The organism is Arhodomonas sp. AD133 (assembly GCF_051195215.1).
GTDB lineage: Bacteria > Pseudomonadota > Gammaproteobacteria > Nitrococcales > Nitrococcaceae > Arhodomonas.
The window spans coordinates 1-8,232 of record NZ_JBNAZM010000085.1 but is presented as its reverse complement, the minus strand read 5'-3'; the positions used below and the strand labels follow the sequence as shown (position 1 = coordinate 8,232).

Annotated in this window: 6 protein-coding genes; 2 read left to right on the top strand and 4 right to left on the bottom strand. The window is 64.2% G+C overall.

Annotated elements, in window-relative coordinates; genetic code table 11:
• Window positions 1-205: 205 nt before the first annotated feature.
• On the top strand, window positions 206-1,000 hold the full coding sequence (locus ACPEES_RS22540) for a thymidylate synthase (protein ID WP_435106605.1): 795 nt from the start codon (window positions 206-208) through the stop codon (window positions 998-1,000).
• Between the two features lie 59 nt (window positions 1,001-1,059).
• Here the strand turns inward: ACPEES_RS22540 and ACPEES_RS22535 are convergent, their stop codons facing one another.
• Window positions 1,060-1,329 (bottom strand): hypothetical protein, encoded by a 270-nt coding sequence (locus ACPEES_RS22535; protein ID WP_435106603.1) that lies wholly within the window; start codon window positions 1,327-1,329, stop codon window positions 1,060-1,062.
• A gap of 223 nt (window positions 1,330-1,552) precedes the next feature.
• On the opposite strand from ACPEES_RS22535, the gene ACPEES_RS22530 reads away from it, so the two are divergent.
• Window positions 1,553-2,074 (top strand): hypothetical protein, encoded by a 522-nt coding sequence (locus tag ACPEES_RS22530; protein ID WP_435106601.1) that lies wholly within the window; start codon window positions 1,553-1,555, stop codon window positions 2,072-2,074.
• Between the two features lie 40 nt (window positions 2,075-2,114).
• Here ACPEES_RS22530 and ACPEES_RS22525 read toward each other — a convergent pair whose 3' ends face one another.
• The 3 genes from ACPEES_RS22525 to ACPEES_RS22515 form a co-directional block, all read right to left on the bottom strand.
• Complete coding sequence (locus ACPEES_RS22525) at window positions 2,115-2,582, bottom strand: hypothetical protein (protein WP_435106599.1); 468 nt, start codon at window positions 2,580-2,582, stop codon at window positions 2,115-2,117.
• A gap of 15 nt (window positions 2,583-2,597) precedes the next feature.
• Entirely contained in the window at window positions 2,598-4,181 is a 1,584-nt protein-coding gene (locus ACPEES_RS22520; RefSeq protein ID WP_435106597.1) for an outer membrane protein assembly factor BamB family protein, read from the bottom strand.
• A 13-nt stretch (window positions 4,182-4,194) separates the two neighbouring features.
• Window positions 4,195-8,232 (bottom strand): LamG domain-containing protein (locus tag ACPEES_RS22515; protein ID WP_435106595.1); only part of this gene is annotated, 4,038 nt, incomplete at its 5' end.

The following is an 8,232-nucleotide window of genomic DNA, read 5'->3' as shown; positions in this document are numbered from 1 at the left end:
ACGGCGCGCCTCGCGCCTTGCCCCATCGGCGCACAGACCGGCTGACGCATGACAATACTTCTGAGAAGATTAGTAAAAGTCGCAAGTTTAAAGTGAGCACCAGCTCATCGCCGACGGCGGATGTGCGCGCGCGGACGCGATGTCCGAGGCTGCCCGTGGCCGCTTTTGACTTTCATCTTTCAACGTTCAACTCGTTCAAACCACCATGCGACAGTACCTCGACCTCATGCGCCGCGTGCGCGAGACCGGCGTGCGCAAGGACGACCGCACCGGTACCGGCACGCTGTCGATCTTCGGCCACCAGATGCGCTTCGACCTGGCCGAGGGCTTCCCCGTGGTCACCACCAAGAAGCTCCACCTGCGCTCGATCATCCACGAGCTGCTGTGGTTCCTGGCCGGTGACAGCAACATCGCGTATCTGAAAGACAACGGCGTGAGCATCTGGGACGAATGGGCCGACCACAACGGCGACCTCGGCCCCATCTACGGCGTGCAGTGGCGCTCGTGGCCGACGCCGGACGGCCAGCACATCGACCAGATCAGTCAGGTACTCGAACAGATCCGGCACAACCCGGACTCCCGCCGCCACATCGTCAGTGCCTGGAACGTGGCGGACATCGACCGCATGGGCCTGCCGCCGTGCCACACGATGTTCCAGTTCTACGTGGCGGAAGGCCGACTGTCCTGCCAGCTCTACCAGCGCAGCGCCGACGTCTTCCTGGGCGTGCCGTTCAACATCGCCTCCTACGCCCTGCTCACCCACATGGTCGCGCAGGTCACCGGGCTGGCGCCGGGGGAGTTCGTCCACACCTTCGGCGACGCGCACCTCTACCTCAACCATCTGGAACAGGCCGACCGCCAGCTCGCCCGCGAGCCACTGCCGCTGCCGAGCCTGCACCTGAACCCGGACGTCACCGACCTCTTCGCCTTCCGCTACGAGGACATCGCGCTCGAAGGCTACCGGCACCACCCGGCCATCAAGGCCCCGATCGCCGTATAGGGCCCAACCAGCCAGCGCGGCGGGAGACCGCGCCACTGACACCGGGTCGACACGCCGACTCAGGCCTCGCCGCTCGACACGAGGGCGGGGCCGCGGTCCACGGAATTCCCGAGCAAAACGCGCACGGCAGTCATGCCATCCTGCCACTTGATCTTCTTACCCTCGGCAGCGGTGCGCGGGCGATAGCTGGCTTCCACTTCGGTGAACCGCGCCCCCATGGACGCCAGCAGGCAGGTAATCTCAGGGTCGAAGCCGAACCCGTCCTCTCGCAACGATCCGACGAGCTCGCGGGCGCAATCGCCGTCCATCACCTTGTAGCAAGTCGCCACGTCGGTCAGCTCTAGGCCCGTGACTCGAGAGGGCCGTGTTCTGAACCTTCCATGATTCGTTCTTCTGTTTCCTGTTTCACCGACACTCGGTCAACGACCGTGCGAACGCGTGCCTGCCCCACACCCCCCGATTTCTGCGTCCCGCGAAATCCCAAAGGAAGCAGCGATCCCGGGCATCACCTTGACGTCGACATCACGCCACCCAAGCGGCAACAATGTGACCATGTCTACCACTAACATTACCGTCGACTGCACCTTCGCCACTGCCGAGCAAAGCGCGGCGCTCTTCAAGGCGCTTACGGAATACCGCTATCGCAGGCTGGCCACCCGCCGCTTCCGCCGTCCGGAAGCGGAGCTGCGACAGCTCGACACCGAGCCCGAGACCTTCGAAGGCTGGCTCGCGGAGACCGAGATCGATTGGGCGTGGCCCGAAAGCGAGCGGCAACTGCGGTTCGGTCTCTGGGGCGGACCGCTGCATACGGGCGATACCTGGGCGAGCCTCTACGCCTGGCTCCAGCGACTGACCCCACCGCCAGTGCAGATCGTCGCGGTCACCGTGGCCGACAACGTCGATGGCCTCAGCGTCGAAGTCTTCGACGGCGGCCACGCGTGGAGCTACGAGACAGGCATGGGTGGCGATGCCGACGAGCCGTTGGAACAAGCCCTCTTCGACGACGACGGCGACGTGCTGGATACCGCCATGACGCTACTTACCGAAGGCCGGCTGACCCCGCTCCAGCCATAGCGGCCGCTGCAACGCGGACCGCCGGCCACACCGGCCGCCGCTAAAGGTCGGCGACGGCCTCCCGCAGCCCGGCGACCATGGTCTCCGCCAGCTCGCGGCCTTGCCCCGGCACGCGCGTCGCGACACGCTCACCGAGCCCACCGACCCAGTCGAGATAGGCCTGCGCGTCGGCCTTGCCGATGGCGTTCTGCGTCACGGCGTCGCGCAGGTGTTCGTGCGCCTGCTCCAGGACCGCCTGTAGCGTCTCCAGGGAAGGGCTGCTTGCGCCATCGAACAACGCTTGCGCGCCTTCCTCCTTCAAGACCTTGAGCGTCAGCCCGAAGATGTCCCGCGTCAACGCGTCGCCCTGGACCCTGCCCTCGTCCAGGTACCGCAGGCCTTCGGTGAACGTGGCCTGGCGTTCCGATTCGTCTCGCACGAGGCTGCCGATCAGCAGGATCAGCGCGGCCGGCAGCCGAACCACCGGGTTGGCCCGCAGCGCCGCCATGCCTGGTTGCTCTTTGCCCATGCCTGCCTCCCGCGCTCACTCCGCCTCGGATCTCTCATGGCGCGCCTGTTCGGCCATGAGCTCAGTCAGGTAGTCGTCCAGCTCGATGCCCTGCTCCGGCAACGACGGGATCTCTTCCGTCAGATCCAGCGACACCTGCACCCACTTGGACTTGCGGCTGCCCTTCATCGCCGGCGCATAGACCCCGTGCATCCGGCAAAACTGATTGATCACCTCGACGGCACGGCCGAGCTCCTCCTCGCCGTCCGCCGACACCTCCCGTGACGCCACACTGAGCGTGATGCGGCCGTTGAAAAGCGGATCGAAGTGGTCGTGCGCCGCCTGAATCTGCCCCAGATACTGAGCGACCTCGGCAAGCTGCACTTTGGCATGGCGCAGCAGACGGTCGAAGCCTCCACCGCCCATGGACAGACGATAGCCATGCAGCCCCCGGCCGTCCGGCACGGTCTCCAGGCGAGCGGGCAGGCGGGGACTGACGGTGATTCCGCCGCCATCACAATCGCTCGACGGCTCGAGGATCAACAATCCCGCCACGAACTTATAGGCTTCCATGGGCACGTAGACGCGCCCGGCGTGCACCGCCGCCATGTGCAACCTTAACTTGTAGTGTCCGCGCGCCGTTCCCGCTTTCCCACCGAAGACAAACGGCGTCGGCGGTGTCGGCAGTTCGACCTCGTCGAGCAGCGTCCGGCCATCGCCGCTGAACACCCGCAGTGTCTCACTATGGGCGGCGAGGATGTGCTCACCGTCCGTGAACACCGTGAGCCGGTTCTTTCCCACCTCCGGCTGCGGAAAGCCCGAAGGCTCGTCCACCACCACGCGGCCGTCAGTCAGGTCCAACACCACCATGCGGTCATCCAGGGCGGCGTAGAGACGCTCGCCATGACGGTTGACACCGGAACCGCCTTCGCCCGGCAAGCGGGTCTCCCAGAGGCGCTCGCCGGTCTCCCGGTGAAAGGCGACCGCCGCCAGCTCCGCGTCGGCCGACCGGCCGAAGACGTCGGCCACCACGACTTGGTCGCCAACGAAGTTCACGCCGCGATTGAGGCTCCGAGGCGGCCGCCTGGCCGGCACCGGCTGACGCCAGCGCACGCGCAGCTCCGTATCGAGACACCGCAGCTCCGCGTCGTCATCGCTAAACGCGTAGACGAATTCGCCATCTGTCCACTGGTTCAGTCCGTAATCAGACTCACCGCTGTGTTTCACCTCGTCGCGGAACAAATGTTTCAGGACGACCCGCGTACGAAATTCGCCGCTTTCTAGTTTCGAGGTTTCCCGTCCAATCAGCCACTCTCCACTTCGATCGCCCTGATCCAACTTAATGCCGCACTGCTCGGGGTATTGCAGCCCCTTATCGAACACGTCGACAAATGTAGCTCGCCTCGGTTTGGACTGAATCCACCAAACGCCGTCCGGCACCACGCTCAACAGCCCTTCGGGTTTTAAGGCCGTACCGGCTAGGTCGTAGCACAGCGTTTCAATGCCCTTGCCCCGCACCACCCGCACGCCGTCGCCGCTCCAAAGAATTACTTCCTCGTTGACGACCTGGACTCTTCCTAACCCTTCCGCGAATTCTTCGATTCGACCAGCAAGTATCATCGTTCAACTCCCGTTACTCGACCACCGTCACCATCCGGTCGATGACAGTTTTGACACCTTTAGCCTCGAGAAACGCGTCCCATGCATATTCACCACGAATAACCTGCTGAATTTCGTTGGGATCATCCGACAGACTCGACGCCAATCGCCATTTGAGATCGGGCAGATCATATTTGTCCGGATTACTAACCATATCCCATAGCAGGCGACGTATGAGAGGCTCCTTGCCCGCGGAGCGCCGATCGAATTCCAGCACGTTGTCCGCGCCGTCGACCACGTTCATGACGATGTAGCGCAGGATCTGCTCCTTTTCCGCCTCCTGGCCCAGCCCCCGCTTGAACTGCCGGATCAGGTTTTTCTCCGTCGAGCTCCACGCCTTCGAGTCCACGCCACGGTTCGGGGGCTCGAAGCGGTCGAATACCACATCGCCTAGCTCATTGTTCTCACCGGCACCCTTAACCGTTACCCGGTACTCCACACGGCCAACGTCGTCGCCCGCAACCGCTATTCCCCGCAGCTGATGCGCAGCGGCCTGGCGGTCTTTCCAGTCTGCGTCGCCGAGCAAGCGCATGACGGTGTTCATCCCCGCGCCCTGGTCCTCATCGCTCAGGCGAGGGATATTCACGCTATCGAGATGGCCGAGCAACTCTTCGAACGTGATCACCTTCGGGTTAAGGCGGTTGCCGCCGAGGTAGACGAGGGACTCCATCCAGTGCTGGCCGCCGGGCGGGCTCCCTAGCTTCACCAGGGCCCGCAACATGCGTGAGTCGAACTGGAGGTCCGCGACGTCGGTACCGGGGAAGCGATTCACTGCGTCGTTCAACTCCTCCAGCGCCTCGGTGAGGTGCTCCCCCATGAGTCGAAGCCCATCAGGATTCCGGGCGGAATGGTACAGCCCCTGGGACTGAGCGTAGTCGATCAAATCCTGGACCCGGCGGCGAAATACGGCCACATCCGCAGCGTTCGCCCGCTCGATCAGGAAGTTGGATACCCGAGCGATAACGCTGCCTGGTGCCTCGGCCCATCGCAGCAGGTAGTCGACCCAGACGTCGAAATCCTTGGTATTGGTGATGGCGCCGGCAATGAGCTGCTGGCTCGCGTCGTCGTAGGCAAGCCACAACGTCACTTCCACCGCCGGCATCGTGCGCTCCACCGCATCCCAGTTCCAGTTGGCGGGATTGGGACCGACCACCAGACGGTCCATGACGTCATCCAGGCGCTTGTCAAGGATGCGGAGATATGGCCCAGCTGCTTCCCCTTTACGAATCACCTTGACGGTCGTCTTGGCCGTCGCGACCGTACCATCCACCCCGATGGCCAAGCCCCCGGTATAGATAGTGAGCAAATCGGTCACCAACCCGAGTTGCGCGAGCTTCACGACTATCGGGTCATAGCGACCCGGGTCGAAGTACAGGTAGTAGGCCTGCTTGGCCAGGTCTCGCCCATCCCCCCAGAGGGGCGTCATGCTTGCCGCCGTATCACCGGCGAAAGCGCCTGCGGAATCCACCTCACCGGTCACGTAGGCATAGCCAGCGCGATCAGCGAATCGGGCGAATGCACCCGCTCCGGCAACGACACCTTCTAGACTGGTGCTGCCCCATGACCCTTTTACCGAGATTCGATATTCGATTTGGCCCAACGGACCTGGACGCGTCTGCGCACGCGCGCGCTCGATGAAGAAGTCGATGAGATCACTGGAACCAGCAGCGGTGACGGTGCGCTGCCCCAGCATGCCCGTGCTTGAGACGACGACATTGGCGTTGCCGGAGTTGTCCACGGTAAGCTCAACACGACGCTTACCGCCGGGCAACGCCAGCAGCTTCGGTGCCCGCCAGTCATAGATCCGGAATCCGGCTACGAGGCCGTGATACCCCTTACCAATCGTGATGGCGGTACTCGACCCGCTTCCGACGCCACCATTCCCGGGGGTACCTTGGCCGATCTCCAATAGGTCGCCCTGCGCCGCTGTCTCGAAGCGTTTTCCATCGACGAACAGCTGCAGTCGCTCGTTCTTGTAGTGCGCCCCGACCTCATGCCACTTCTCCAAGGCAACCGGGCCACTGTCCACGACGTACTCGCCGGTATCGGTCGTGACGACGTAGCGCAGACGCCCGTCTTCGAACAACAAGCGCTGGCCACTCTGCGAATACTCGACCAACGTTCCGTCGTGTTCATCAGCTCGGAACCGCAAGGCGAACCCCAGCCGATCTGGACGATCCAGCGCTTCGTGTTGATCCACCGAGACGGTACCGGTCCCATCGAACTCGTAGGCATTGCGAAACTCCGGTGTCTGGTTGGCGGCCACGGTGACGCCGTCCGCAGTGCCTGGAATAACACCGTAGAGATCGGGAACCGCGTTGGGGCGGGACGCGGTGCCTATCGCCGTCATGCGATAGTTGAGCACCGGCTCGATTGCAGGCCGAAACGGATCACCGAGGTCCAGCGTGACCATCTCCCCCGGCGTGCCGGAAACGCTGACCGTCGTCTGTGTGGCATAAGCGAATTCGAGCGCATCCCCATTGAGATCCTCGACCTGGACGGAGCCGCCCACGGTCCGGTCGCCGATGAGCAAACTATGGGTCTGCTGGAGGTTGCTTCCGGTGGGACGCACCTCGAAGTGCTGCTCGGCGAACCGCCCGACAAGCTCCGCGCTGATCGCTCCCGGTCCAGCGGTTCCGCCGACATAGTATTGCGTGCTGGCTGTGCCGGAATCGTCCAGCGTGACAGTTTGCTCTGAGAACGCCCCACGGTTGTGGCGGAGAATCACGGACATCCCGCTCAGGTCCGCTGCCGGTGTATCGGCCCGCACTGACACCGTCACGGTCTGACCGGGTGTCGCGACATCCGGCATGGACAACGCCAGCTCTATATCGTGCACGGCAACGCTTGCCTGCGTTTGCACCGCACCCGCCTCGATGGTCACGGGAATGTCTCCGGCGGTTCGGAAGCCGCGCACCCGTGCTTCGACGATGCCGTTCGTAGTCGTGGATGGCGCATCGATCGCAAGATCCGTCCCCGGACGAATCGACACGGGTGTCCCGTCTGCGACGGGATTCCCCCATTGATCGAGCACCTTGACCGTCAGGACCTGCTCGCCGAGCTCGCCGACGGTCGGAGCCCCCTGCTGAGTCACCTGGATTTCGGCCGGCTCGCCCGGTACGACCTCGAACCAGACGCTGTGGGCACTTGCCGCTTGGCCGTTGCCCAGGCGCGCAGTGACTCGCGCCCGGCTTTCGGCCTGATTCGGCAACTCGAGAATCGTCGAATAGTGCCCGTGCGTTCCGCGTTCTCGAGCGGTCGACAGAGAGCCCGTTCCCTCCACGCCCCAGGCCAGCGTGTAGACTGGCCTTTCGTCCGGCTCGTGACGCATGACACTCGGCAAATAGGCGTTCAAGGCGTGCTCTGGGTCGTCGGCCGAAACCGCTATTTCCGGCTCGTCGGTGCCCGGCACGATGTCGATCGTCTCGAACGCATACTCCCAGAGCACGTTCTCCGAATCGTTGCCCTGGTAGAGGCGCAGGGCGATGAGGTCGTCGGCGGTCAGCTCGGTGAGGTGGTCGGGGTTGTCGAAAACCAGCTCGCCGGAGTCGGTCACCTCGGCCCGGACCTCTTCCGCCCCCAGGGAGAAGACGAGCTCCCGGTCGGGGCCGAGTTGCTCCAATGGGAGAAACTCCGAGCCCTCCAGGCCGTAGAGCAACCGAATCGCCTCGTCGAGCGAAATGGCGGGCACGTCGGCGCCGTCGGTCAGATCGATGACCTCGAGCGTGCCGTCATCGGCGCTGCCCTGCTCGAGGCGCTGGGGCTGGAGGTCGAACACGGAGAACTGCATCTCCGGGCGGTAGACCCAGGCGTAGGCGGGCGAGGCGTCGTCGGGGAGGTCGGCGTTGGGGTCGGCGCGCTGTTCGCGCGCGAGCGCGTTCGCCCGCGCCCGGCTGGCGGGTTCGTCGTAGAGCGCCACTTTCATCGGCACGGCGTTGGCGGGCCGGTAGGCGAGCGGCCCCTCGCCGGCGCCGGTGCTCTGGAAGTCGGGGTGGCCGCTCGGCGGCTCGCC